The following is a 456-nucleotide window of genomic DNA, read 5'->3' as shown; positions in this document are numbered from 1 at the left end:
GTTTCCTTGCACCAGTCTTCGGAATCGTTGTCTGCAAAATCTCTGACGAAGAATGACACCGCCAGCCCTTCATTCCCGGAGTCACCCGCCGCGAGGATGACGTCCTTGCCGATGTGGATCACGATAGGGTTATTCAGCGGGTCGTCGATCTGCGCCTGAGTGACCGGGTTCGACTCCACCAGCTTGCCGCCCCAGCTCACAATGATCACATCGCCCACGGCGATATCGGGGTACGGCAGGTTTGTGCCGCTCACGGGTTTGGCCACGACCAGAACGTCCACGCCATTTTCGGCGGTGTCCTTGTCGACACCGTCCTGGACAATTTCCGGCGGACTGAACTCCATGTGCAGGTTGGAATGCCCCTGCCCGGGATCGGTGTCCTGGCCGGCGGGGATTTCCAGTTTGACCACGAGTTTGAACGGTGGCGTAAAAGGTTCTGGTGCCTGGTTGAAGCGC

Annotated in this window: 1 pseudogene; it reads right to left on the bottom strand. The window is 59.2% G+C overall.

Features of this window, described 5'->3' with window-relative positions:
- A pseudogene (locus ACTJK7_RS29115) lies at positions 1 to 456 on the bottom strand (hypothetical protein); the annotation flags it as partial.

Source organism: Pseudomonas sp. 22085, from assembly GCF_052045815.1.
In the GTDB taxonomy this organism is placed as follows: domain Bacteria; phylum Pseudomonadota; class Gammaproteobacteria; order Pseudomonadales; family Pseudomonadaceae; genus Aquipseudomonas; species Aquipseudomonas glycinae.
Note: the sequence above shows the minus strand (reverse complement) of the source record. Positions and strands in the feature narration are given on the sequence as shown.